Origin of the sequence: Acinetobacter wuhouensis (assembly GCF_001696605.3) — a bacterium.
Classification (GTDB): Bacteria; Pseudomonadota; Gammaproteobacteria; order Pseudomonadales; family Moraxellaceae; genus Acinetobacter; species Acinetobacter wuhouensis.
The window spans coordinates 3496901-3521942 of sequence record NZ_CP031716.1 but is presented as its reverse complement, the minus strand read 5'-3'; the positions used below and the strand labels follow the sequence as shown (position 1 = coordinate 3521942).

Sequence of the window (25042 nt, the reverse complement as noted above, 5' to 3'; positions counted from 1 at the left end):
ATGTGTAGGGTAGAACATGCGTGATCAAGGTCGTTTAGTGGAATGGTTGGATGATAAAGGTTATGGCTTTATTCAGCCCAATGATGAATCCAAAGGTCGCGTGTTCCTGCATATCAAAGACTTTGCGCAAAAAGGTCCACGTCCAATCGTGGGCTGTGCATTGGAATATGTAGTGCAACTTGATGGGCAGGGACGATACAAAGCCAAACAAGTCACCTATTTAAAAGCCAGTCAGACTGTATCCAAATCAACGCGACCTGCTAAAAAATCAAATGCACAAGCGACAAGTAAGCTACAACCGATGCAAATTTTATGTGTTGTATACATTGTGGCTTTGGCAATCCTATCGGTAAGTGGTTTTTTAAATGGTATGGTTTTACTTTTTGTAAGTATTATCAATGTGATGACTTATTGGTTCTATGCGCAAGATAAAGAGTCTGCTCAAAATGGGCAAAGACGTGTCCCTGAAAATACTCTACATGTTTTATCATTCTTAGGGGGGTGGCCCGCTGCATGGTTGGCGCAGCAACGTTTACGACATAAAACACAAAAACAACCTTTTAGAAAGATTTATTTCTGTACTATATTTTTTAATATTTTATTGATTTTATGGCTTATTTCTCCTTTAAATGTATTTAAAATTTAAAGTGGAAAAGCATGCAACAAATCGGGAGTGAGCATGAACAATTATAGCAATTCCAATAATAGTAAATCACTGACCTTGATTTTATATATCTTGTACATCGTGGCAATTTTTTCAGCGGGAATTCTTGCTGTGATTGCGTTGATCATCAACTACGTGAAGTTGGATTCTGTACGTGGTACGATTTTTGAAAGTCATTTTAAATGGCAAATTCGTACCTTTTGGTGGTATCTCATTTGGACTGTTTTGGCATTTGTACCTTATCTCTTTTTATTTTTTACTCTAGATAATCCCAATGCCTTTGCAGGCGTTGCATTTGCTGCAACAATATTTTGTGTTGCTGTTTTATTTATTTCGTGGATATGGATTGTGTATCGTGCGATTCGAGGCATTATTGCTTTGAATGATGATCAAGCTTTGCCTATTTAAATCTTAGAGTCATAGTTATGATCATTGAACATGTTCATTTACAGATCAAGCCTGAGCAAAGTCAGGCATTTGAGCAAGCTTTTCAAAAGGCGACAGCATTTATCAGTGTTTCGAATGGTTTTAATGAAGTCCAATTGCTAAAGAATATTCAGGATGAGCACCGCTATATTCTAATGGTGGTGTGGAACGCGCTTGAAGATCATACAGAAGGTTTTCGCCAGTCTGCTGAATATCAGCAATGGAAAGCATTACTTCATCCATTTTATGACCCAATGCCAACAGTTGAATATTATCAACCGTGTATAACATTGAAGAAATAAGATTTAGAGATGTGCTATGTGGATTGATTATTTAGACACTTAGATTTCTTTAAAAACTTTGGCTTCCATTCACTGACAATTACACCTAAAACTACAAGCAATCCGCCAAATAGCGCAATGATCGGCAAGCGTTCTCCAGCAATTCTACCAAATAGTGCAGCCCAAACAGGCTCGCCAGCATAAATGATCGCAGCTTGAGCCGAATCCACGGATTGTTGTGCCCAATTCATCACCAATTGAATACATGCACTGGCAATGCCTAAACCACACAGTACCGCGATGAGTTGCCATTGAAAATTGGGCAATTGTGTTTCACCTAAAAATGGCGTGAGGATAAAACAGAATAGTGAGGCAAAAGCCAATTGAATAACAGTGACACGTCGAACGTTGACCTTACCTGCAAAATAACCAATCAAAATAATTTCCAGTGCAATCGCAATTGAACCCAATAAAGTCAGGATTTGACCATAATTTAAATGAATTTGGCTGAAACCATTGCCTGTTAAAAACACCAGCCCAATAAAGGCAAGTACAACCCCGAGCCATGTCATGATAGAAGGTTTTTGTCGAAATATGCCCCACAATAAAATAGGCACTAAGGGTACATATAAAGCGGTTAAAAAAGCAGATTCACTACTGCTAATCGTTTGTAGCCCAATTGTTTGTGTGCCATAGCCAATCGCAATCACCAAACCAATTAAAGCGCCTGCGATAAACTCTTGGCGATTAAAATCTTTTAAATATTTCCAAGAGATCAAGCTCACAGCAATTGCCGCTGCCATAAATCGAAAAGCGACAAACATGATCGGGCTACTAAAATTCAGACCATATTGCACGGTTAGAAAACTGCCACCCCAAATGATGGTAATCAGGATGAGCGCAATTTGAGGTGCTTTTGCACTTAAAATAGATTGAGAAACTGGTGACATAAATATATAACGATGAAAGGCGAGGACATTTTACGCCAAGCAGAATATTTATGTTGAATTTGCGCAATATCAGCATCATTAAAATGTCACAGCATTACAGCTATAATTGTATTGGATACAGAGAGAAGGAAAATAAGCGATGGTGATCGAGCAAGCTGTATTTCATATTGTCGAAGGGCAAGAAAGTGCTTTTGAAAAGAAGTTTTATGAATTGTCTGATATTTTTCGTCATGCAGATGCGTGTGAAAAATTTAAATTGATTCGTGGTATTGAAAATAAACAACAGTACATTTTACAAATTCATTGGACGAGTCTTGAAGCGCATACCGATGTATTTATGAAAACTGAAGAATTTAAACAATGGTTTTTAGCCATGAAACCATTTTTAGCAGAAAGAATTAGCATGCAACATTTTGAAAATACATTGGTTTAGCAATCATGATTTTTTATTTTCCAAGCAATAAAAAAGAGAACATCAAGTTCTCTTTCTATCTCAACTTTTTGATTTACAAGTCTTAAAGACCTTGCTCATCCAATAACAATTGTGCTTCACGAAGGTTTAATGTGCCTTCATAAATCGCACGACCTGTGATTGCACCTAAAATGCCATGTTTGCCTTTTAAGTTACGGACGTCATCAAGATTGGTTACACCACCTGAAGCAATCACTGGAAGACCTGAGTATTCAGCAAGATGCACAGTTTGCTCAATATTCACACCTTGCATCATGCCATCACGCGCGATGTCAGTATAAACGATGCTTGAAACACCAGCATCGGCAAAACGTTTAGCCAAATCAGTTGCTTTCACATCAGTGACATTTGCCCAACCATCGGTTGCCACCATGCCATTGATCGCGTCGATGCCAACAATGATATGACCTGCAAATTTCTTACACGCTTCTTCAACAAATTCAGGTTCTTTCACTGCTTTTGTACCAATAATGACAAAAGATACGCCAGCATCTAAGTAGTGTTCAATTGTTTCAAGTGAACGAATACCACCACCGATTTGAATCGGCAGATCTGGCTGTGCTTTGGCAATCGCTTCAACCACAGGCTTATGGATTGGCGTACCTGCGAAAGCACCATTTAAATCAACCAAATGCAAACGACGAGCGCCTTCATTTACCCAATGCTGTGCAGTTGCCACAGGATCATCAGAAAATACGGTATCGTCTTCCATACGACCTTGTTTTAAACGGACACATTTGCCATCTTTCAGGTCAATTGCAGGGATGATCAGCATGCTTTCGCTCCTTGCCTAATCTCATAGAATTTATTGGGTGCAATCTTAGCAAAATATTGATCAATTTCTAAGTGATAGTTTTAGCTTTTATTCGGGCGAATTCTTAATTTAAGCGATGTATTGGGAATATCGTGTGGAATTAGCCCTAAACGGAGTAATTCTTCAAAAATCAGTACAGGTGCATAAGCATCGGCAGCCGCATATTCGATTTGTGGAATGGTCAAGCTTTTACGTGCCCAATTTGAGGTACTTACCGATTTACTTTTAGGAAAATTCATTTGAAATAACAGCGCGATGGCATTTTTAATCCCTACAGGATTATTGAGTCCAAAACTGCCAAAGCATTTTGAAAGCTCAATCACACTTTTCAGTTCAATGCCTTTTTTACGAAATAAATGCGCATCATTTTTTAAACCGAATCCAACTTTGATTTGATCGGGATTTTCGAAAATAGGTTTTAAAAAATCTAAAATATCAGATGAAACCTGAAAGAGATATGCCTTTTCAGCCGTTGCCAATTGGATTAAGTGAGGACCTGTTTGAATTTCACCTTTATTAAATGTCGGTTTGGATTCAGTATCAAAACCGAGTAGTGCAGCTGTTTTTAGCTCAGTTTCGATGGCTTGGCATTGTTTTAATTGGTTAATCACTATGATTTTGTCTAAAGCTAAATTTGGAAAGCGTGGGAAAGTCAGAATTTGTTCTTTACTTGGCAGATGTTGAGCTTGGTCGTTCACAAATTTTTCCCTAAACTTTCTTGCAGATCTCATATCTGCAATCTAAATACTGTGTTTGAATTGAGATAAAAGCTCATATAAAAGCACAGAAAAATTTAACCATATTGTTATAACAAACTTTGGCGAAAAGATGGTAATTTTGTGGGATGAAAATAAAGGAATCGTTGCAATGGCTGATAAAGATGATGATCTTTTGATTGAGGGTGCAAAACGCCTAAAACAATTGATTCAGGATAAAAATATTAAAGCCAGTGATGTCGTCAATATTCTAGAAACGTCGAAAGGCACGATGACCAAATGGTTGCAAAATTCAACGCCATCGAGTGCACAAAGCTTAATTGAATTAGCCCGTTTGGTGGGTATGACCGAGCGTTGGAATAGTGAATCAAAACAACAAACACAACAAGACCAAGCGGATTTGGTCAATAAAGCTTATGTGGCATCTGAGGTGGATTTAAGCCAAGCGACGATGGAGCAGTTGATGGGAGAAATTAAAGATCGTTATGCCGCTTTAAATTTAAAAGCAGATATTAAAATTACGGTTGAGCCATTGGAAGGTGGTTTTGTACAGACAGAGTAATGATGAAAATAATAAAAGTGGATAAAGTTAAATGCCTGTATTAATGAGAGTAAAAGAATTTTTATGTTATATGTTTACATATCTTTTATACACCCTATTCTTTCTAATTTTTATTTCTTCGAAATTGGGGGGATTAATTGATGGATTTTTAAATAAAAAAAGTGATGTGCTTAGTAAAACAGATAATGAAATACTTATGCAACAAATAGAAAATAGTGATCTAAACTTAGAAAAAGCTAATTCTATATTAAACTTTATCAATGCTTATATTCCGAGTAATGGATGGATAATAGTTTTCATGGGGATCGCTTTTTTAATATTTATGATACTTGTGAGTATTGCAGAGAAAAAAGGATTACAAAGATATAGCTATAGAACTTTTATAATAATGGCTTTTAGTTCAATTGCTTCGGGAGCTAGTTCTTTAATTTTATTAATTAACGCTATTCTGATGTTAGGATTTGGATATATTAAATTATTTACTGAAATTAATGTCTTAGCAGTTGATGTTTTCTTAATTTTGATGTTGGTAGTTTATACGATTATTGCATATGCAACTTTATATGTTGAAAAAACATTATCTTATAACTTTGTTAAAGGTCTGAAATAATTTAATGATTCTGATTATATTAAATCAGAATCACTTTTAACTTTAAATATCCCATTCCACAAAGTTTTTTAGCAACTGTAAACCTGCTGTATGACTTTTCTTAGGATGGAAAATAGGTTTTCTTTATGAATCGCTGTACAAAACTCTAAGCAATAATCACAGGTTGCTGCCACTAAGTTTATATCTTTCGGTTTTACATAATAACGATGCACGAAGTAGAGCTTTGGAAGGTGTATTGTCGCTTAAAGACTAGCGATGCTGTGAGACAACACTCTGAGAGCCTTCAAATTCAATGATTGGCTGATTTGGAGGTGATATATGCAAAATATAAACACAGAATATGACGAGTAATGGAATACAAATGATTGAGAGCAGAGCAATCACTTTTTCCCAAGTCGGTGTTGTTCTTGGTTCACCATAGCTATTGGATTGACGAGATCCATTAAATAAAAGTAGATAGCAGAATAAGAATATTTGTATCACAGGAACGAGGAGTAAAATACTGAACCAACCTGAACGATTTAAATCATGAAGTCTTCGGATGGTAAAAATAAAAAACGTATATAGGGTGAAAATAAACAGCACAAATATCAAAAATGCTTCTAATAAACTGGGATGTGTGGGTGTTTCATTTTCACCGATCTGAATATTAAAGAGTTTGAAGCTTAGATAGATATCCAAGATGATGGTGGAAATACTGAGAAGCATTGTCCAAGCAATATAGGATAGACGTCCGAAACGACCTGAAAAGTTAAAAGGTTGATGACTGTTATTCGATAAGGGCGTGCTGAATTTGCTTAAAGTTGTTTTGAGCGAGAACATTATTTTTATTGATTCCTAAGTTCGTTTTGAGTGCTTGTATTTTTAATTTAAGATTTTGAATGAAGGTTCAAAGCAAGTTTGAATTGTGCCAAGTTTAATGGATGAGAATCAAGGCATTTACGCAAAAATGGATTTAAAGCGTAAATAATAAAAAACCAAGCCCTTGATGAACTTGGTTTTTATGCAGTTTTAAATTTTATAAGTGGATTAAATATCCCATTCCACAAAGTTTTTCAGCAATTGCAAACCAGCTGTATGGCTTTTCTCAGGGTGGAATTGCGTTGCAAACAAGTTTTCTTTGTGAATCGCTGTACAAAACGCTAAGCCATAATCACACGTTGCTGCGACTAAGCTTGTATCTTTCGGTTCTACATAATAACTATGTACAAAGTAGAAGCGCGCATCTTGCTCAATATCTTTCCACATTGGATGGCTTGGATCAGCTTGATGCACTTGATTCCAGCCCATGTGCGGTACTTTTAGACCTTCAACTTCAGGAAAATGCTTCACTGAACCTTCAAAAATACCCAGTGCTTCAGTACCGCCATTTTCTTCCGAAGTTTCAAGCAAAGCTTGCATGCCGACACAGATCGCAAGTACAGGCTTGTTGAATGCGGCATTGCGAATGACTTCATCAATGCCTGCTTCACGCATCCCTTGGATACAGTCACGCATAGCACCTACGCCTGGAAATACAATTTTATCTGCTTGAGCAATCAGCTTTGGATCATTGGTCACATCAACCGTTGCACCGACATGTTCCAGTGCTTTGGCTGCTGAGTGAAGATTTCCCATGCCATAGTCAAGAAGGGCAATACGGGTCATTACAAAGTTCCTTTGGTAGATGCAACAGTATTCTCAGCACGAGGGTCGATTTCGCATGCCATACGAAGCGCACGTGCAAATGCTTTAAACACACTTTCAATTTGGTGGTGGCTGTTTTTACCTTTTAAATTGTCGATGTGTAAAGTCATGAGTGCATGATTGACAAAGCCTTGGAAGAATTCTGAGAATAAATCCACATCAAAACGACCGATCATGGCACGAGTAAATGGAATATCCATGAATAATCCTGGACGACCAGATAAATCCACCACAACACGGCTTAAAGATTCATCAAGCGGTGCATAGAAATGACCGTAACGACGTAAGCCTTTTTTATCACCTAAAGCTTGTGCAAAGGCTTGCCCTAAAGTGATTCCGCAGTCTTCAACCGTGTGGTGATCGTCGATTTCTAAGTCACCATCACAATGAATATCAATATCAAATAAGCCATGACGCTTGATTTGATCAATCATATGGTCTAAAAAGGGAACACCTGTATTGAGCGTGCCTTGACCAGTACCGTCAAGATTCACACGAACTCGAATTTTAGTTTCGTTGGTGTTTCTTACCACTTCACTGATACGTTGAGCCATAGACACGTTCCTCAAAAAACGTCAAAAATTAAAAGTTTGATGTAAAGATGTTTCGCTGTGACGAAAGTGACAGCATATTAGATTGCTCAGGAGGGTTAATCAATGCCTATTACCGTACATGCTAAAACTTCAATAGAGAATCAAGAAGTTCGCGAGCAGCTTGAGCGATTATATGACACCAGTCCCGAATTTGGGGATGGTAAAGATGCCATAGAACAACTTGAGCAAAACTTAACACATTATACCCTACTTTATGTCGCAGAATTTAATACCAAAGTAATAGGCGCATTATGGTGTACGGGACAGGGAGAAAGCAAAGTTTTAGAAAACATTGTGGTTCATCCTGCAAACCGTGGACGTGGTGTTGCTGAACGCTTAGTAGAAGAAGTTTGTCGAATTGAAGAAGAGAAAGGTGTGAAAACATTTGAGCCTGGCTGTGGAGCAATCCACCGTTGTTTGGCACATTTGGGTAAAATTTAATTGATTTACTCAAACGGATGTTTTTAAGCAGTCTAAATAGGCTGCTTTTTTTATCATTGGATAACAGGATTGTTGAAAATAAATACAGAAAATCATTGTATTTAAAATAAATTCGCCATTTTTGCTTTAAAAATAAACTATTGATCATTTTAAAGGAGTTCAATGCTTGACGACAAAAGCATTAAATTGTTTAATACGCCCCATCGGCGTGATAGCTCAGTAGGTAGAGCAACGGATTGAAAATCCGTGTGTCCCCAGTTCGATCCTGGGTCTCGCCACCATATTTAAAAAATCTTCAAGATTTCAATCCCTGATCCCATCAGGGATTTTTTTTGGGTAAAAAATACCCACTCGAATCAAGTTGCGTAAAAAAGTCATGATTTATATTGACTATTGCACTGAGATACGGCTTAATACACCGCATCGGCGTGATAGCTCAGTAGGTAGAGCAACGGATTGAAAATCCGTGTGTCCCCAGTTCGATCCTGGGTCTCGCCACCATATTCAAAAAACCTCAAACATTGTTTGGGGTTTTTTATTGCCTGTTTTTTAAGATCTGATAAAGCCGTGGATCAGCAAATAAGCTTTGATGAGGTAAATAGATTGTCTTACAAAATAGGTTATTGAACTTTGTGAATGTCGTAAAATATAATCTTATTCAGAACAATAGATAGCTATAAAAACAATGAAAGATTTATTTTCATCGGGTAGTCAGCTTTACCAGCAAGCTCGACCCAGTTATCCGCCAGAAGTTATTCAGGAAATTTTAAATCATGTTCCTGCACGTGGTTTTGCGTGGGATTGTGGTGCGGGCTCTGGACAATTCACTCAGCTTTTAGCCCCTTATTTTGATCATATTGTTGCAACAGATATTAGTGCGCAACAATTACAACATGCACCATATTTTGACAATGTCAGCTATCAAGTCCAAGCTTCGGAAAAAACCACATTTCCTGCACTAGGATTTGACTTGATTACGGTTGCGCAAGCGATTCATTGGTTTGATTTTGATGCATTTTATCGTGAAGTCTGCCGTACTTTAAAACCCGATGGTGTTTTAGCGGTCATCGGCTATGGTTTGATTCAAGTTGAAAATCAAGCAGTCAATGCTTTGGTTCAAAGGTTGTATTGTGAGCAACTCAATGGTTATTGGGATGCTGAACGTCGCTTTATTGATGAAGAATATCAGACCATTCCCTTCCCATTTGAAGAAATACAGGTCCCTGCATTTAAAATGCAGTATCAATGGACAGCAGCACAATTATTGAAATATTTATCGACATGGTCAGCGGTGAAACATTATTGTGAAAAAAATCCAAGTCTGGATCATCCTTTGGTGGCATTGGCTGAAGTGTTGACAGAAGCACATGAGGATTTGATTTTAGAATTTCCTATTTTCCTCAGAGTAGGAAAACTGAAGCAAGTGAAGAAAAGACGCTTTATGAAGAAATAGAATAAGCATCTCATTTTATCTTGGATTACAAGATATATGATTAACAATATGCTTACTTATATATTATTTTTAAGTAAAGTAAATTATGAACGCCTCACATAAAAAATTATCTCTGACTTTATTGATCTCTTTATTAAGTACGACTTCATTTGCAACGACAGGCTATTTTATGCATGGTTATGGTGTCAAAGCGCAAGGCAGTGCAGGAACCTCAATCGCACAATTCCAGGATGCTTTGACCATTGCGAACAACCCTGCTGGCTTGAGTTGGAACGGTAGTCGTGTTGATGTTGGAGCAACTGTATTTTCACCAGATCGTTCAGCACAAATCAGTGGCAATCAAATGCCACAAGGTTATCCCAATGCCAATGGCTCATATGATGGCAATGGACGTAAATACTTTGTTTTGCCTGAAGTAGCTTTGAATCATCAAATCAATGATCAGGTTGCTTTAGGTTTGGCTATTTATGGCAATGGTGGGATGAATACGGGCTATAAGAATAACCCCTTTGCAGCATTTGGTAATTCAGGTACTGCTGGTGTAGATTTAACACAAGTCTTTATTTCTCCTGCAGTGTCTTGGAAATATGCAGAGAATCAATCAGTTGGTATCGCCACCAATATTCTTTATCAACGTTTTGAGGCAAAAGGCATCACAGCCTTTGCAGGTTATTCGGCAGATGGTTCAAATCTGAGTAATCGTGGCAAAGACTCTGCCACTGGAATTGGCGCACGTATTGGCTGGGCGGGCAACTTTTTTGATGATCGTTTGACCTTAGGTGCAAATTATTCTTCAAAAATTAATGCCGATCGCTTTGAAAAGTATCAAGGTTTATTTGCAGAGCAGGGTGACTTTGATGTACCTGAAAGTTATGGCATTGGCGTGGCTGTTAAAGTAACGCCTAAATTAACCCTTGCTGCTGATGTGCAACGCATTAATTATTCGGATGTAAAAGCGGTTGGAAATAGATTTGACGTCGCTCAGTTAAAACAAGGGCATGCTTTTGGTACAGATCAAGGTCCAGGTTTTGGTTGGGAAGATATCAATGTTTATAAATTGGGTGTGAGCTATCAAGCACATCCGAAACTGACCTTAAGGGCAGGTTATAGCCACAATGATCAGCCGATCCCATCCAGTGAAGCATTCTTAAATATTCTTGCACCAGGTGTGATTCAAGATCATCTGAGTGTCGGGGCAACTTATCATATTGATCAGCACCAAGAACTCAGTGTGGCTTATACTCATGCATTAGAGGATGAGGTCACAGGTCGGATTTCCCCTGCCTTTGGTGGTGGAGAATCTAAGTTGAAAATGAGTCAGGACATTCTCGGTGTATCTTATGGGTATAAATTCTAAAATTTAGCGCTATTCCATTTCAACGACTTCACAGAAAGGTCAGTATTCACTGACCTTTTTTAATCCTGAATCAATCGTTTACCTAGACAAACAACTTCTATTTCTTCATAGCCCAATTGCTCGTAGAAGCTTTGTACGTCGATATTATCCTTACGGATGAGAAGTTGTAGCTTTGGACAGCCAAGTGCGATTAATCGCTTCTCTAGTTGCTGTATCAGTGCGGTTGCGACACCATTACGCTGTGCATGCGGATGAACTGCAAGATAATTGACCCAACCACGATGCCCATCATAGCCACCCATGACGGAAGCAATCAATTGATCATCTTTGACTGCCAGTAAAAATAAGCCATCTTTTTGCGCAACTTTTCTAAAAATATCAATTTCAGGGTTATTCCACGGACGGGTTAGATCACAGATTTCCCAGAGTGTAATGACATCATCTATGTCTGTTTCTTGAAATTGTTTAATGATAAACATCGCTTTTTATCTCTTGTTTTAAAAGAATGTTTACAACAGATTAATATAAAAATGCAGCCATGATAAGTCTATTTTTTAGCCAAATTTATGCTGTGGAATGTATTTTAAAAGTTGAACAATTTTTGAATAGTGATTTTTTATTCAATAAAAATATGCATAATGGTGAAAAGATAATTTAAAACAAGAAAAGGATTTTTACGTGAATCAACAGGAATTTGATTACATTATTATTGGTGGTGGTAGCTCAGGCTGTGTATTGGCAGGGCGACTCTCAGAAAATCCATCTGTATCTGTGTGTTTGCTTGAAGCGGGTGGCGCAGGAGATGGTTGGAAAGTCGAAGTACCTTGTGCTGCTGTGATTAGTATTCCTACTAAAATCAATAATTGGGCATTTGAAACTGTTCCACAACGTGGTTTAAATGGTCGAAAAGGCTATCAACCGCGGGGTAAGTGCTTAGGTGGTTCATCTGCAATCAATGCCATGGTCTATATCCGAGGACATCGTCAAGATTATGATGATTGGGCTGCACTGGGCAATGAAGGTTGGTCTTATGATGAGGTACTACCTTATTTTATCAAATCAGAAAAAAACGAAAGAATAAAAGATCAATATCATGGCAATGATGGGCCACTCTCCGTGATTGATCTACATAGTGATAATCCACTCCAAGAAAAATACATCGCTGCGGCAAAAGAGCAAGGCTATAAAATTCTTGATGATTTTAATGGTGCTGAACAAGAAGGTTTAGGCGTTTACCAAGTTACACATATCAATGGTGAGCGTTGTAGTTCAGCGCGTGCTTATTTATTTCCACATCGTGAACGTAAAAACCTAACAGTAGAAACCCATGCGCAAACTCATCGTATTTTGATTGAAAATGGCGTGGCTATCGGTGTGGAGTATAAACAGAATGGGCAACTCAAACAGATTCGTGCGCGCCGTGAGGTTTTATTAAGTGCAGGCGCAATGCAGTCACCGCAAATCTTAATGCTGTCAGGTGTGGGCGATCAGCAAGAACTCATGCAACATGGCATCGAAGTGAAAAAGCATCTGCCAGGTGTGGGTAAGAATTTTCATGATCATCCAGATTTTATTTTTGCTTATAAGGTCAGTGAAATTCAGGGTACATTTGGTTTATCTATTGCGGGTTCAATTGATTTATTCAAGCAGATTGGGCGCTATCGTAAGGAGCGCCGTGGCTTGATTACCACGAATTTTGCAGAATGTGGCGGCTTTATTAAAAGCTCTGATGAACAAACCGTACCAAACCTACAACTGCATTTTGTAGTGGCATTAGTCGATAACCATGCACGTACAATGCATACGGGGCATGGTATTTCATGTCATGTTTGTCTGCTCAATCCGAAAAGTCGTGGCACCATTAAAATCAGTGGGTCAAGTATTGATGATCCATTGCTGATAGATCCTGATTTTTATGGTGATGAATCTGATTTAGAGGAAATGGTTAAAGGGTTTAAGCTGACCCAAAAGTTAATGGAATCGAATGCTTTTAAAAGCATGATTAAAGAAGATTTATTTACATCTAATATTCAAACGGACGAAGAGATTCGGCAAATATTACGAGATCGTTCAGATACGGTTTATCACCCTGTTGGCAGTTGTAAGATGGGTGTAGATGATATGGCTGTGGTTGATCCGCGTTTATGTGTCTATGGGATTAAAAATCTACGTGTCGTGGATGCGTCGATTATGCCAAAAGTAGTCAATGGGAATACCAATGCGCCTGCAATCATGATTGCTGAAAAGGCAGTCGATATGATTCGTGAGGATCAGGCGAGTGTGGCGTTTATTGAGAAAAAAGAGGGTGTTGTTTAGTTTAAAAAATCACTTATTAATCAATCAGTATTGGATATTCTCCCCCTCATCCTAACCTTCTCCCACTACGTCTTGCACTTCAACAAAGCAATGCTTTGTTTCGCTCAGGGAGAAGGGACTTTCAGTGTGAATTAATATCAATTCAAAATCATTCTTAATCAATAAGTATTGAAGCTCTCTCCCTTTGGGAGAGAGTTAGAGAGAGGGGATTTTAAATTTCTCCTGCATCTTCTTGCGGAGTTATATCTTTCGATCAAAGTTAAATAATTTAAAATTTAAAGGTTTGCACAGACTCGACATACATTGAAAAATTTAAATTGCTTTGCGTAGTCGATGCCTCACTTTTGAAGGATGAGGAATGTATTCCGCAAGGTGACAAAAATCCTTTGTTGGACAAAGGGGATATCCATATCGCCCTTGTCCAACGGCGACATCCATGTCGCCTCACGATAGCATCACCTCGTTTAAAGCAACTGGTGTAAAAAGGCAAAAGAGGCTAATTTATATAAAGTTGATTTAACAGATTGGCATTAGTTTCTCCTCCTGAGAGGAGTGATGTTCATTGCGAATCTTATTGATTAGACATAAAAAAACGCCCTTGTGGGCGTTTCTTATTTCTACAACAGATTTAAAATCTTATGCAGATTTCTTCTCTTGAGCTTGTGCAGTCAACATGTGACCAGTTTCTTCAAAGTTAGAGTGCCAAGAAAGCGCTTCACGAAGAATATGAGGTGTTTGACCGCCTTTCTCACATGCACGATCAAAGTAATCGTTCAATGCATCACGGTACATTGGGTGTGCACAGTTGTCGATGATTGCACGAGCACGTTCACGCGGTGCAAGACCACGTAAGTCAGCAAGACCTTGTTCAGTTACAAGGATGTCAACATCGTGTTCAGCATGGTCAACGTGAGAAGCAAATGGCACAACAGAAGAAATGTCACCACCTTTCGCAATTGATTTCGTTACGAAGATTGCAAGGTGCGCATTACGCGCGAAGTCACCTGAACCACCGATACCATTCATCATTTTTGTACCACATACGTGAGTAGAGTTTACGTTGCCGTAAATATCGAACTCAAGTGCAGTGTTGATGCCGATGATGCCTAAACGACGAACCAATTCAGGATGGTTTGAAATTTCTTGTGGGCGTAATACAAGTTTGTCTTTGTATTGTTCAAGGTTGTTAAATACTTTTTCGCCATATTTAGCAGAAAGTGTAATTGATGAACCTGAAGCAAACTTCATTTTACCCGCATCGATCAATTCGAATGTACAGTCTTGAAGTACTTCTGAATACATGACTAAGTCTTCAAAGTTAGATTCTTTAAGACCTGTGAGTACTGCGTTTGCAATCGAACCAATACCTGCTTGTAAAGGACCTAAGTCTTTTGGTAAACGACCTTCTGCAACTTCTTTTTCAAAGAACGCGATTAAGTGGTTTGCAATACCTTGAGTTTCATCATCCGCATCAGCAACGGTAGATGGAGAGTCATGCAATTCGCTGTTGATTACGATACCGACAATTTTAGCAGGATCGATATTGATCGCAGGTGTACCAATACGCTCATCCACTTTAGTCAATGGAATTGGTTGACGTGTTGGACGGTAAGTAGGGATATAAATATCGTGTAAGCCTTCGAAAGCAGGGCTTAAGTTAGTGTTGATTTCTACAATCACTTTTTCAGCAAAAATTGCAAAGCTAGCAGAGTTACCTACTGAAGTTGTTGGAATGATGCCACCATCTTCAGTGATCGCAACAGCTTCAATCACAGCTACATCAGGTTTTTTCAACTGAAGGTTACGCATTTGTTCAACAGTTTCAGACAAATGTTGGTCAATGAACATCACTTCGCCTTTGTTGATGGCTTTACGTAAAGTGTTGTCCACTTGGAAAGGTAAGCGACGAGCAAGTACACCCGCTTCAGTCAATTTTTTGTCAAGATCATTACCTAGACTTGCACCTGTGATTAATGTGATTTTTAACGGATTTTTTTCCGCTTGTGCTACCAATGCCAAAGGTACAGCTTTCGCTTCACCTGCACGGGTAAAACCACTCATCCCTACAGTCATGCCATCTTGGATAAAGGTAGCAGCTTGTTCTGCGCTCATCACTTTGTTGTGGAGTGATGCTAAACGAATACGATCTAAAGACATGGTTTACGCTCAATTCTTGTTCAAAACTAGACGGATTGTACCGCCCTAAATGTAAATTGTGCATGCCTCTAATGCTAAGGTCTAATTTTTTCAGTAAATGTGGGTATAAAGTTTTGTGATGGTTTTTAAGCTATTATTTATTAACGAAATAATAGTGACTGTTTGATAAATAAACAAATTCAAATGTTGATTTATTGAGCGATCATTAGAAATGATCACTCAAAGTTTGTTTGATTTTTTGGATCGGATTTGTAGGTGTTGATTCTTCCTCAATTTTTATATGAAGTGGAAGAGAAATAACTGCTTGTAGCCCACCTTCAGGACGGTTAGAAATTGACAATTCACCTTGGTGAATATCGACAATTCGCTTCACAATGGCTAAACCTAAACCACTGCCTTGTACAGTTCGTGCTGCATTTCCGCGCACAAAGGGCTGCATTAAATCTTCGATTTGATCTTCGGGAATACCTTCACCATGGTCAGCTACACAGATTTTAATGTGCTCATCTTCAACAAAAGCACTCAATTCAATCGGTTCTGAACCATATCGTTTAGAATTATTAATTAAATTACCAATCAAACGCTTTAAAGAAAGCGAGCGAGCAGTAATTGTTGGGAGTTCTTGTGGCGTGAAACGAATATCCAACGGCTTAAATTGGATTATGAGCTCTTGTAACAATACATTGATATTGGTGTCTTGGACTTCCTCATCTGAACCATCACGCATATAGGAAATAAACTGGCTGAGAATCGCGTCCATATCATCGACATCATAAATCATGCCTTCTTTAAGGAAGTCATCATCCGCCATCATTTCAGCACTTAAACGAATACGAGTCAGTGGGGTTCTCAGGTCATGTGAAATTCCTGCGAGCATAATTTGGCGATCACGTTCAGTTTGTTCAAGTGTATAAACCATGTGGTTAAATGCTTGGTTTACTTCACGAATTTCCTGGGGTCCATGATTGGTTTCGAGATAAGGAGCTTTACCTGTTTTACTATAACTATTGGCTGCATTTTGCAGGCGGAGTAAAGGGCGATTGAGTTGGCGTACAAGCGTCAGAATGATGGCTGCTGAGATGAAGGGAACACCCAATAACCACGCTAAAATCAATTCAGGGCTATAGTCTGCATAGGTTTTCAGTGGTTCACGTACCCAATTACCATTCATTTCAGGGGTTTGCACCCAAATGCGCGGGCTCGGTTTAAACTGGAAGTAGACGGTGACATTTTTGATATCAAGTTCTTTGGTCAATTGTTTTTCAATGCGACGGGTGAAAAAGTCTGCAATGATTTTCTCTTTAACATTGGGATAATCTTTGGGATCGGTAACATACTCAACCCCAACACGTTGTCTCAGCCATTCATCAATATCTAATTGTTTTTCATCATGATAAATTTGCAAACGTGGATTGTTGATCATTTCCAACTCAACCGCTAGAAAGCGTGCATGTTGTTGAATTTCTGGTAAATAGAGTGTTTTCCAAAAAAACCACAATGACATAAACAAGCTGAAGAATACCACAAATAAAACCAAGACCGTGGTACGCATGGCTGCGGAACGAGGTTTGATTTTGTCTAGAAAGCGTTCCCAAGGAGTACGTTTTCTTTCCTGATATGCTTCAAAGTCTGTAAATGCTTGCGGGTCAATGGGTTCTAATTTCACAGATGAATCCTAATATTTGGTATATCGTGTGATTGGATGTTTTTTAGTTTAATGGATGATCGGGATATAGCAATATCAAAATATTGATCTACATTGTTTTGTTGTTATGCTTATTTTCAAATATTCCTTTGAATATTTCACGTTAAAAAAATACTGGCAATATTCCAATCAGAATATGCCAGTATTTTTAAAACAGATTCATTTTATAGAATCATCTTTAAGTTTATTCAGCACCATCTGGAACAAACACATAACCTACACCCCAAACAGTTTGGATGTAGCGTGCACGCGCAGGATTTTCTTCGATCAAACGACGTAAACGAGAGACTTGAACGTCAATTGAGCGTTCCATGGCACCCCATTCACGACCACGTGCAAGATTCATCAGTTTGTCGCGAGTCAATGGTTCACGCGGGTGTTGTACCAATGCTTTTAGAACCGCAAATTCACCTGTGGTCAACGTCACCACTTGACCTTCACGGGTCAAGGTACGTGTTGAGAGATCTAAAGACCAAGGGCCAAATGACACCACTTCCACGTTTTGGCTTGGTGCGCCAGGCACTTCACGAACTTGACGACGCAGTACTGCGCGGATACGTGCCAATAACTCATTAGGATTGAACGGTTTTGGTAAATAATCATCCGCACCGGCTTCTAGCCCTGCAATACGATCAGAGTCGCTACCACGAGCGGTGAGCATGATCACAGGTGTATCAATGTTCGATGAACGTAAACGTCGGCAAATGCTTAAGCCGTCTTCTACGGGTAACATGAAGTCTAAAACGATCAGTGAAAATAGTTCACGTTGTAATAGACGATCCATTTGAGTGGCATCGTGGGCTGTTTTGACCACAAAGCCTTTGTCTTCCAAGAAGCGCTGCAAAAGGGTACGTAAACGCACATCATCATCGACGACTAAAATGCGTTCGACACGGTCAGTTTCGTTTTGTACGACATCTGTATTTTCAGCAGGTACAACTAAACTCATGATGCACTCCCTTAATGTTGTAAATTATAAATATTCGTTAATCTCAGTATACTGCCTAAGCTCTTGTTAAGACTATGTATCAAATTGCTCAAAAATACAATTTTCATGCGGTATTGAAACCAAAAAACAACATCTATAAAGAATTTATAAAAATTTGAGACGATTCTATGTTTATAAATAAAAAACTATACCATTTGCAAATGAAACTTTGATGTATTTAGACAATAAGTTTTTGTTTAGGTAGATATATTCGTCATTGCTGTTATCAGAAATATTTGAACAGTGGATTGTGGGGTTCACAGCCAACTGGAGGTATTTCTGTTGCTACAAAAACAAAGGTCAAAATCTGCTCGTAGTAATGAATATGGAGGTACTTTTATGTTTATTCAAGCGTATGTATATGGAGAAATCAAAAATCTATTTCCCAATTTAAAATTGACAATAGTGAAAAATATTTGGCTACGGCACATATAAAAGTGCAAAAACTGATCTTCGAAAAACTATTTTACAAAGCTGTTTGAATGCTACTGATGAGAGCGAAATCGGGGTTTGCGTGATTAAAAACCAATAAAAATGAACTTTAATCACTTTTTTCATTGCTAATTTGCAAAACAATTGTGGATTTTATGGTCTTGGTCTTTATAATCACTAACTTTTAGTCCTTATATCCTTGTGGAATTAAACACGATGACTGACTTAGTTCAGCAGTTGGCAAGTGAGCTTGCCGTACGTCCAAACCAAGTAGAAGCTGCCATTAAACTGATAGATGAAGGCTCTAGTGTTCCATTTATTGCACGTTACCGTAAAGAAGTAACGCAAGGCTTAGACGACATCCAATTACGCCAACTTGATACACGCTTAGTTTATTTACGTGATTTATTTGAACGCCGTGAAAAAGTAATCGAATCATTAAAAGAACAAAATAAGCTCTCTGATGACTTACTGGCTCGTGTCAATGGCGCTGAAACAAAAAATGCATTAGAAGAACTTTACGCGCCGTACCGTCCAAAACGTACCAGTAAGTCGTTTAAGGCGAAAGAAGCTGGCTTAGGACCGATTGCAGAAAAGATCATTGCTGAGCAAGTTGATCCAACTGAAGCATTGGCAGGTTTTAGTCATGAGGACTATGCCGATGTTGAAAGCCAATTGGATGCCATCCAACACATCATTATTGATGATTGGGCGCAAAATATTCCGTTGACCACAGACTTAAAAGCAACATTTGCCAAAACAGCAGTGTTAAAAAGTCTAGTGGCTTCAGATGAGAAAAAAGAAGTCGGTAAAAAATTCCGTGACTACTTCGATTTCTCTGAAAACCTCAATAAAGTGCCTTCACATCGTTTATTGGCGATGTTACGTGGTCGACAAGAAAACGTATTGGGTTTAAAAGTGGATGGTGAAGATGAAGCGCCATTAATTCGCATTGAAACAGAATACGATCTTGAAACAGTTGAACCACAAGCACGTCGTGATTTCTTAAAACAAACTGCAAAATTATTCTGGCTCGGCAAAGTTCGTCCAACGATTGAACATTCTTTATTGACAGAAAAGCGTCTTGCAGCTGAATCAGAAGCAATGGATGTATTCGCTGAAAACTTACGTCATTTATTGCTTTCAGCACCTGCAGGTTCGCGTACCACACTGGGTGTAGATCCTGGTATTCGTACAGGTGTGAAATTGGCTGTAGTGTCAAATTCAGGTGATGTACTTGCGCATAGTACGATTTATCCATTTGCACCAAAAGAAGATAAAGCGGGTTCTGTCGCTGAGCTTGCACGTCTTTGCCGTGAATTCAATGTGGATTTGATTGCCATTGGCAATGGTACTGCAAGCCGCGAAACTGAAGCAGTTGTCGCTGAAATGATGGCTGCCAATGCAGATCTGAATTTAACCCGTGTTTCTGTATCTGAAGCAGGTGCATCGGTTTATTCTGCATCAGAATTGGCTTCTGCTGAACTGCCTGAGTTAGATGTTGCGATTCGTGGTGCAGTTTCGATTGCACGTCGTTTACAAGATCCATTGGCTGAACTTGTGAAAATTGATCCTAAATCAATTGGTGTAGGTCAATATCAACACGATGTAAACCAAACTAATTTGGCGAAAACGCTTGATGCAGTGGTTGAAGACTGTGTGAACGCGGTGGGTGTTGATGTTAATACTGCATCTCCTGCAATTTTGGGTTATATCGCAGGTTTGAATAAATCAATCGCACAACAAATTGTTGATTACCGTAAAGAAAATGGTCGTTTTGATAACCGTCAAGCTTTGAAAAATGTACCACGTTTAGGCGAGCGTACTTTTGAACAAGCGGCAGGTTTCTTACGTATTCAAGATGGTTCAGAGCCTTTAGATGCGTCTTCTGTGCATCCTGAATCTTATGGTTTAGTGAATAGCATTGTTGCTGCAAAAGCAACGACAGTGAAAGATATCATTGGTAATACTGAAATTATTCGCCAAGTGAAAGCGGAAGAGTTTGTGAATGATCAATTTGGTCTTCCGACTGTTCAAGATGTATTAAGCGAACTTGAAAAACCAGGTCGTGATCCACGTCCTGAGTTCCGTACTGCAAAGTTCCGTGAAGACATCACAGAAGTCGGGCAGCTCACTGAAGGTTTGCAACTTGAAGGTGTGATTACCAATGTGACGAATTTCGGTGCATTCGTCGATGTGGGTGTACACCAAGACGGTTTAATCCATATTTCTGAACTTGCGAACGAGTTTGTATCTGATCCACATAAAGTGGTGAAACCTGGTCAAATTGTTCAAGTGCGCGTGTTAACTGTTGATGCTGAACGTAATCGTGTGAATTTGTCGATGCGTCCAGAAGGTTCTGAAGCACCTACAAAAGCACCACGTCAAAAGCGTGAGTTCAACAATGCCAATGGTGAACAACGAGGTGAACGTAAACCTCAAGGCAAACGTCCTCAAGGTGATCGTCCAAATCATGCACGTCATGATAATAAGGATAAAGCACCTCGTCATGACAAGAAGCCACAGGCTGCTAAACCTCAAGAAAATAAAATTGGTGGTTTAGGGGCATTATTGCTACAAGCAGGGATTAAAGGTTCGAAGTAATCTTTGATTTAAAATAAAAAACCGCCGAAAGGCGGTTTTTTTATTGCAGCAGTAATCTTACCAATGCTCACCTGGGAACAAGCGTGCATAAGCGCGTTGTACTAAATTCAACTTTTGCTGTTCGCCGACAGATGCTGTTGAACTTGGGAATAAGTTAAAACCAATCGACATCAGTTTATTGTTAATACCAGGTGCGATTGAATAAGTAATCGAAGCCAAACGACCTAAATTCGTCGCAACTTTCTTCGGACGTTTTACGATTGCATACGCAACCAAATCAGCCGCTTGTTCAGGGGAAAGCGTTGGTACATATTTATAAATTTTGGTTGGTGCAATCATTGGTGTGCGAACCAAAGGCATATATACAGAAGTGATCGCAATCTTGTGAGAATGAACTTCCGCAGATAAACAACGGCTAAACGCATCTAAAGCAGCTTTTGAAGCTACATAAGCAGAGAAACGGGTTGCATTTGCCAAAACACCAATTGAACTGATGTTGATGATATGACCATCTTTACGCCCCATCATTTGCGGTAAAATATTCAATACCAAACGTACAGCACCGAAATAGTTCAATTGCATGGTACGCTCAAAATCATGGAAACGATCAACAGATTCATGTACAGCACGACGGATTGAACGCCCCGCATTATTAATCAGAATATCAATATGATCGACAGATGCAATGATTTGCTTAGAGACTTCATCAATAGCATTCATATCATTCAAATCACACGGGAAAATATCCGCTTGACCGCCTTCAGCTTGGATCTCAGCTTGTACTTCTTTGAGTGTTTCTTCAGTACGAGATACTAAAAGGACGTGTGCACCAGCTGCCGCTAGTTTTTTTGCAACGGTTAAACCAATACCACTAGAAGCACCTGTGATAAGTGCGACTTTACCTTGAACCTTTTGCTGAAAAAGTTGCTCTAATTTTTGATTCATAGCTGTTTCCCTGATTAACTGAAATGAATATGTGCTGTATTTGTTGTTTCAAGCTGACCATGCATTGTATAAAAGATGATCATATTTGTTGGGCGCAATAATATACAAAAAAAATAAAAATACTAGTATTAAGTATCTGAATTTACAAAATATTTTTAGAGTAAATACTCTATTTATTTTTAACTAATTCAGTGATTTTTATCATATAACTGAGCCAGTTTAAAGTTAAATAATTAAAGTTCTGGATGGAAAATAGACAGTTAAATTTATGTGGGCATAAAAAGAACAGAGAAACAAAAAACAGAGCTCTAATGAACTCTGTTTGTCAAAAAATTAGAATTTATCATTAGGATTTATGAAAAGGCGAGTTCGTCATAAACTTTTCTAAGTTGTTCTTGTGCTGAGATATGACCTTGATGTGCCGCTTGTTCAAGCCATTTTTCAGCATGACTATAACTACGATCTAAACCAAGTTGACCATTTAAATAACTGAGACCCATTTTATATTGAGCTTCTTGATCTCCACGTAATGCAGCTCGAAGATAACACCACATCGCATTACGATTGGTGATTTCATCCAAACTTAGATTTTGATCTTCAAAATGATGGGCTTGGGCTTTTTCGAGTGCAGCTTCGGAAGCATTTTGTTCAAATGCTTGGCGAGATGTTGAATCTCCTAAAAAACGGTTAAAAATATGTACCAACATATAAAACCTCCTTGCTAATCCATTAACAAAGTAAAAAGAGATTGCTAATCAGAAAAAATTGATTAGATATAGTTAATTTAGCTTATTTTTTAAACTTTGCAAATAATATAATGTAATTTGTCAATTGCATTTTTTACGTATTGATGAATAAACATACTTTTTTACAATATCAGTGAAGAATGAGAATGTAATTTTATTACAGCTGAGAAGTTTGCTATATTCACAAAATATTTGAATCAGGCAGCACCTGTGAAACGCTCAGGTATTTTTATTACAGTCTTATTGAGTTTGTTCATGTTCCAAAGTTTGTGGAATGTGGCAGCGGCTTTTTGCGACCATGAAAGTACCGTATCAACAACAGCGAAACTCATACCCTCGCATTTTGGACATCATGTTGCCCCGAATTGCACTCAAGATCAGCAACAGCATTCGATATCCTCTATTTTCAATGATGAATTATCGCAATCAATCATTCATGATCATCTCAATGATGCCAAAGCACATGATTTTCTGAATCATCTTGAAGATGATCACAGTGATCATTTGCCTTCATTTGCGCATTTTATCGTGGCAGATGTGTCTCAACAGGCTGATCAACCTAAATTTGTTGCTTATCCTGAATCTGCCTTTATCGACTGGAAAAATCTGTACCAGTCGCCTGATTTATTCCTACCCAATCCTCCGCCCGCATCCGCCCCGCTATAAGGTGGGGTAGCCGAAAATATTGACCCACCACTGAATATTCATTTTAGTGGGGCATTATCATGTCTAAAAGTGTATCTATACAAAAAGAGATACCTGTGTCTGAAACAGGATCAAAGGCTGTATTTAAAATACGGAATTCTATTCTCAGCACTGTTGTCATCAGTTTAATGTCATCGGTTGCATGGGCAGATTCATCTGTTCAAAAGCTGAGTTTGCAACAGGCAATTGAGAAAACTGAGCAGTATCAGCAGTCGCAGGGTGTGTGGCTAACTCTGCAAAAAATCAACGATGCGAATATAAAACAGTCAAAGCTGTGGATAAATCCTGAGTTGTCCATAGCGCAGGCGGGCTTTGGCTCAGACGAAGAAAAAGAGCTTTCGATTGGACTTTCTCAGCGACTTGATCTGTTTGGTGAACGTAAATCTGCACAGCAGCTGGCACGACTTGCCAAAGATCAGACTGTGCTGAATCAGCGCATTTATCAGGCACAGCTTGAACTGGCGGTGAAATATCTGTGGTCACAACTGGCGATTTTTGAACTGGAACGCAATGTTGTTCGTGAACAGCTCAATGTCAGTGAAGAAAATCTGAATGCGATTCAGAAACGTTATCAGGCGGGCAGTGTGGCGCAGGTTGATGTGGATCGTGCCAGGCTCAGTCATGCGGAAAATGTCCGTTTATACCGTCAGGCAGACTTGCAGTTACAGGTGGCAACACAGCAGTTATCCAATGTCTGGGGCGATGCAGATAAGTCCATCCGTATCGGTTTAAGCCCACAGTCACTGTGGCCAAGTTCCACTCCACAACAGGTGCAGGCTTATCTTGCGGATAATCTGATGGAGAAATCACGTCAGTTACAGGTACTGCAAGCCAAAGCCACCGTTGATCAGCTCAAGGCATCGGCACGTCCAAATCCAACAGTCAATTTAGGCATGAATCGAACCAGATCAGCTGAAACAGCGACTGAAAATGCCTTGGTGGTGGGGGTTTCTATTCCCTTAAATATTTTCAATCGTCAGCAGTATGGTGTCGAGATTGCACAGGCAAAACAGGATTTACTGGGCAAGCAACAGGAATTTTATCTGAAACAGAATGCTTTGCAGATTGGAACCCTATTGACCGAACTACAGGGCCTGGAAGTGCAGTTTAAAGAAGTGGATCAGTCTCAAATTCCCCTCGCCACACAGGTTCAGCGTAAAACCCTGATGGGGTTTAGTGCAGGGAAATTTGCCGTGACCGATGTACAGCAGGCGACTTTGCAGTTGCAGGAGGTTCGTCTGCGTAAGGTGCAATTACTGAAAGATGGTTGGCAACGTGCGATTGAAGCCGAAAGTCTGAGTTTAGGTTTAGCACCAGATCAGCTCATGGCAAAAGATGCGATTGCACAGATCAATCAGACGTTATGGCAGGACACGCAGGCATTGCCTGTGGTGGGTGGAATGAGTGAGGGAAATTAAT

25 protein-coding genes, 2 tRNA genes and 1 pseudogene are annotated in these 25042 nt (G+C 39.0%); 15 read left to right on the top strand and 13 right to left on the bottom strand.

The window, feature by feature from the left end; genetic code table 11:
- Nucleotides 1–16: 16 nt before the first annotated feature.
- From BEN71_RS17500 to BEN71_RS17490, 3 genes are read left to right on the top strand one after another with little or no spacing between them, the layout of a single operon-like run.
- Nucleotides 17–646, top strand: a complete 630-nt coding sequence (locus BEN71_RS17500; RefSeq protein WP_068975016.1) for a DUF1294 domain-containing protein — start codon at nt 17–19, stop codon at nt 644–646.
- 33 nt (nt 647–679) lie between these two features.
- Entirely contained in the window at nt 680–1072 is a 393-nt protein-coding gene (locus BEN71_RS17495; RefSeq protein WP_068975017.1) for a DUF4870 family protein, read from the top strand.
- A gap of 17 nt (nt 1073–1089) precedes the next feature.
- A complete protein-coding gene (locus BEN71_RS17490) occupies nt 1090–1392 on the top strand; it encodes an antibiotic biosynthesis monooxygenase family protein (protein WP_068975018.1) in 303 nt (100 codons plus the stop codon).
- Nucleotides 1393–1406: 14 nt separating this feature from the next.
- Here BEN71_RS17490 and BEN71_RS17485 read toward each other — a convergent pair whose 3' ends face one another.
- Complete coding sequence (locus BEN71_RS17485; RefSeq protein ID WP_068975019.1) at nt 1407–2321, bottom strand: DMT family transporter; 915 nt, start codon at nt 2319–2321, stop codon at nt 1407–1409.
- A 139-nt stretch (nt 2322–2460) separates the two neighbouring features.
- Here BEN71_RS17485 and BEN71_RS17480 point away from each other — a divergent pair, with 139 nt between their 5' ends.
- Nucleotides 2461–2754, top strand: coding sequence for an antibiotic biosynthesis monooxygenase family protein (locus tag BEN71_RS17480; RefSeq protein ID WP_068975020.1), 294 nt, complete (start codon nt 2461–2463; stop codon nt 2752–2754).
- Between the two features lie 82 nt (nt 2755–2836).
- Here BEN71_RS17480 and hisA read toward each other — a convergent pair whose 3' ends face one another.
- Both hisA and BEN71_RS17470 read right to left on the bottom strand, forming a co-directional pair.
- A complete protein-coding gene (gene hisA, locus BEN71_RS17475; RefSeq protein WP_068975021.1) occupies nt 2837–3568 on the bottom strand; it encodes a 1-(5-phosphoribosyl)-5-[(5-phosphoribosylamino)methylideneamino]imidazole-4-carboxamide isomerase in 732 nt (243 codons plus the stop codon).
- A gap of 80 nt (nt 3569–3648) precedes the next feature.
- The gene (locus tag BEN71_RS17470) at nt 3649–4305 is read right to left on the bottom strand and encodes a 3'-5' exonuclease (RefSeq protein ID WP_068975022.1); all 657 of its coding nucleotides are present in this window, start codon (nt 4303–4305) and stop codon (nt 3649–3651) included.
- Between the two features lie 169 nt (nt 4306–4474).
- On the opposite strand from BEN71_RS17470, the gene BEN71_RS17465 reads away from it, so the two are divergent.
- Together BEN71_RS17465 and BEN71_RS17460 are read left to right on the top strand one after the other, a co-directional pair.
- Nucleotides 4475–4885: a helix-turn-helix transcriptional regulator gene (locus tag BEN71_RS17465; protein WP_068975121.1), complete on the top strand. Its 411-nt coding sequence runs from the start codon at nt 4475–4477 to the stop codon at nt 4883–4885.
- A 31-nt stretch (nt 4886–4916) separates the two neighbouring features.
- A complete protein-coding gene (locus tag BEN71_RS17460; protein WP_068975023.1) occupies nt 4917–5495 on the top strand; it encodes a hypothetical protein in 579 nt (192 codons plus the stop codon).
- Nucleotides 5496–5537: 42 nt separating this feature from the next.
- On the opposite strand, the pseudogene BEN71_RS17455 reads toward BEN71_RS17460, so the two are convergent.
- From BEN71_RS17455 to hisB, 4 genes and pseudogenes are all read right to left on the bottom strand, one after another.
- Nucleotides 5538–5719: pseudogene (locus tag BEN71_RS17455) on the bottom strand (imidazole glycerol phosphate synthase subunit HisH); the annotation flags it as partial.
- Between the two features lie 25 nt (nt 5720–5744).
- Nucleotides 5745–6317 (bottom strand): DUF805 domain-containing protein, encoded by a 573-nt coding sequence (locus tag BEN71_RS17450; RefSeq protein ID WP_068975024.1) that lies wholly within the window; start codon nt 6315–6317, stop codon nt 5745–5747.
- Between the two features lie 207 nt (nt 6318–6524).
- On the bottom strand, nt 6525–7142 hold the full coding sequence (hisH, locus tag BEN71_RS17445) for an imidazole glycerol phosphate synthase subunit HisH (protein ID WP_068975025.1): 618 nt from the start codon (nt 7140–7142) through the stop codon (nt 6525–6527).
- Complete coding sequence (gene hisB / locus BEN71_RS17440) at nt 7142–7735, bottom strand: imidazoleglycerol-phosphate dehydratase HisB (RefSeq protein WP_068975026.1); 594 nt, start codon at nt 7733–7735, stop codon at nt 7142–7144. The genes hisH and hisB overlap by 1 nt, the downstream gene beginning before the upstream one ends.
- A gap of 102 nt (nt 7736–7837) precedes the next feature.
- On the opposite strand from hisB, the gene BEN71_RS17435 reads away from it, so the two are divergent.
- The 5 genes from BEN71_RS17435 to BEN71_RS17415 all read left to right on the top strand — a co-directional run bounded on the left by BEN71_RS17435 (nt 7838) and on the right by BEN71_RS17415 (nt 11025).
- The gene (locus BEN71_RS17435) at nt 7838–8215 is read left to right on the top strand and encodes a GNAT family N-acetyltransferase (protein WP_068975027.1); all 378 of its coding nucleotides are present in this window, start codon (nt 7838–7840) and stop codon (nt 8213–8215) included.
- A gap of 205 nt (nt 8216–8420) precedes the next feature.
- Nucleotides 8421–8496: transfer RNA gene (locus BEN71_RS17430), tRNA-Phe, on the top strand.
- A 144-nt stretch (nt 8497–8640) separates the two neighbouring features.
- Nucleotides 8641–8716: transfer RNA gene (locus tag BEN71_RS17425), tRNA-Phe, on the top strand.
- A 184-nt stretch (nt 8717–8900) separates the two neighbouring features.
- On the top strand, nt 8901–9668 hold the full coding sequence (locus BEN71_RS17420; RefSeq protein ID WP_068975028.1) for a class I SAM-dependent methyltransferase: 768 nt from the start codon (nt 8901–8903) through the stop codon (nt 9666–9668).
- Nucleotides 9669–9753: 85 nt separating this feature from the next.
- Complete coding sequence (locus tag BEN71_RS17415; protein ID WP_068975029.1) at nt 9754–11025, top strand: OmpP1/FadL family transporter; 1272 nt, start codon at nt 9754–9756, stop codon at nt 11023–11025.
- A gap of 59 nt (nt 11026–11084) precedes the next feature.
- On the opposite strand, the gene BEN71_RS17410 is transcribed toward BEN71_RS17415, so the two are convergent.
- Complete coding sequence (locus tag BEN71_RS17410; RefSeq protein ID WP_068975030.1) at nt 11085–11504, bottom strand: GNAT family acetyltransferase; 420 nt, start codon at nt 11502–11504, stop codon at nt 11085–11087.
- A 199-nt stretch (nt 11505–11703) separates the two neighbouring features.
- Here BEN71_RS17410 and BEN71_RS17405 point away from each other — a divergent pair, with 199 nt between their 5' ends.
- Nucleotides 11704–13341 carry a GMC family oxidoreductase gene (locus tag BEN71_RS17405; protein ID WP_068975031.1) on the top strand — a complete coding sequence of 546 codons (1638 nt, stop codon included), beginning with the start codon at nt 11704–11706 and terminating at the stop codon, nt 13339–13341.
- A 636-nt stretch (nt 13342–13977) separates the two neighbouring features.
- Here BEN71_RS17405 and BEN71_RS17400 read toward each other — a convergent pair.
- From BEN71_RS17400 to ompR, 3 genes are all read right to left on the bottom strand, one after another.
- Nucleotides 13978–15498, bottom strand: a complete 1521-nt coding sequence (locus tag BEN71_RS17400) for an acetyl-CoA hydrolase/transferase family protein (protein WP_068975032.1) — start codon at nt 15496–15498, stop codon at nt 13978–13980.
- 205 nt (nt 15499–15703) lie between these two features.
- Nucleotides 15704–17164, bottom strand: coding sequence for an ATP-binding protein (locus BEN71_RS17395; protein ID WP_068975033.1), 1461 nt, complete (start codon nt 17162–17164; stop codon nt 15704–15706).
- Between the two features lie 223 nt (nt 17165–17387).
- Nucleotides 17388–18152 carry an osmolarity response regulator transcription factor OmpR gene (gene ompR, locus BEN71_RS17390; RefSeq protein ID WP_068975034.1) on the bottom strand — a complete coding sequence of 255 codons (765 nt, stop codon included), beginning with the start codon at nt 18150–18152 and terminating at the stop codon, nt 17388–17390.
- Nucleotides 18153–18839: 687 nt separating this feature from the next.
- Here ompR and BEN71_RS17385 point away from each other — a divergent pair.
- Complete coding sequence (locus BEN71_RS17385; RefSeq protein ID WP_068975035.1) at nt 18840–21227, top strand: Tex family protein; 2388 nt, start codon at nt 18840–18842, stop codon at nt 21225–21227.
- A 57-nt stretch (nt 21228–21284) separates the two neighbouring features.
- On the opposite strand, the gene BEN71_RS17380 is transcribed toward BEN71_RS17385, so the two are convergent.
- A complete protein-coding gene (locus tag BEN71_RS17380; protein ID WP_068975036.1) occupies nt 21285–22172 on the bottom strand; it encodes an SDR family NAD(P)-dependent oxidoreductase in 888 nt (295 codons plus the stop codon).
- A gap of 353 nt (nt 22173–22525) precedes the next feature.
- Entirely contained in the window at nt 22526–22879 is a 354-nt protein-coding gene (locus tag BEN71_RS17375; protein WP_068975037.1) for an SEL1-like repeat protein, read from the bottom strand.
- A gap of 249 nt (nt 22880–23128) precedes the next feature.
- Between BEN71_RS17375 and BEN71_RS17370 the strand changes: the two genes are divergently transcribed.
- Both BEN71_RS17370 and BEN71_RS17365 read left to right on the top strand, forming a co-directional pair.
- Nucleotides 23129–23584, top strand: coding sequence for a cation efflux protein, CzcI-like (locus tag BEN71_RS17370; RefSeq protein WP_068975122.1), 456 nt, complete (start codon nt 23129–23131; stop codon nt 23582–23584).
- Nucleotides 23585–23643: 59 nt separating this feature from the next.
- Nucleotides 23644–25041 (top strand): TolC family protein, encoded by a 1398-nt coding sequence (locus BEN71_RS17365; protein WP_068975038.1) that lies wholly within the window; start codon nt 23644–23646, stop codon nt 25039–25041.
- The last annotated feature ends 1 nt before the right edge of the window (nt 25042 follow it).